This is a genomic window from Streptomyces millisiae (assembly GCF_031845425.1).
Lineage (GTDB): Bacteria > Actinomycetota > Actinomycetes > Streptomycetales > Streptomycetaceae > Streptomyces > Streptomyces millisiae.
This window is the reverse complement of sequence record NZ_JAVREM010000164.1, coordinates 1-806: the sequence shown is the minus strand read 5'-3', so window position 1 is coordinate 806 and position 806 is coordinate 1. Positions and strand designations below refer to the sequence as shown.

At 69.1% G+C, this 806-nt stretch carries 2 protein-coding genes; both read left to right on the top strand.

The genetic code is table 11. The features are described 5' to 3' along the window. Positions 1-167 precede the first annotated feature (167 nt). The gene (locus RNC47_RS36000; protein WP_086018696.1) at positions 168-323 is read left to right on the top strand and encodes a DUF6131 family protein; all 156 of its coding nucleotides are present in this window, start codon (positions 168-170) and stop codon (positions 321-323) included. 151 nt (positions 324-474) lie between these two features. After that, the coding region (locus RNC47_RS35995) for a WGR domain-containing protein (protein ID WP_311605053.1) at positions 475-806 on the top strand (332 nt) is incomplete at its 3' end.

The window sequence follows — 806 nt, the reverse complement described above, 5'->3', positions numbered from 1 at the left end:
GAGGAGGACATGCGCTACCACCTTGCTTTCCCTCGGATATGGCTTGCGCTGCCTTCTACCCGCATCCCCCGGGCCCACGCGGAGCCGACCGACGGAAACCTTTATGCCGACGGAAAACCTTTATGAGGCGCATACTCGAAGGTAGTCGGCATTGTTTGGAGGGCTCCATGATTGTCCTCGGTGTCATTCTGCTGGTGATCGGCCTGGTGGCCGGAATTTCCGTCCTCTGGACCATCGGCATCATTCTCGTGGCCATCGGCCTGGTGCTCTGGGCCCTGGGGGCGACGGGCCGCGCGGTGGGCGGCAGGCGCCACTACTGGTAGCCCGCCGGGGAAGGAGCCCGCACACCCTCATGACCGCCGCCGCCGTTCCCGTACGGGGAGGGCGGCGACGCGTTGTCAGTGGCACCTCCTACGGTGTGAGCAGTGAGACCCGCCGGAACGGCCGCGGGTCCGCCCTGGGGAGGGGTCTGCCATGCCTGCCGCGTCCACCGTGTCGACGACGTATCTGGAGCTGTCACAGGAAGGCGCCGGAGCGCACAAGTTCTACGAGGTGACCGTCGACGACCTGGTGGTCACCGTGCGGTACGGGCGGATCGGCGCCGCCGGGCAGACCCAGACCTCGACGTTCCCCACGCTCGCCAAGGCACAGGCCGCAGCCGCGAAGAAGGTGGGGGAGAAGGTCCGCAAGGGGTACGCCCCGGCCGTCCCCGGACAGCGCGCGCCGCGAGCCGTGACCCGGCGCCAGGTGACGTCCGCCCCGTCCACCGCGCGCGCCGTCGCGCCCGTCCTGTGGCGGTTCCGTAC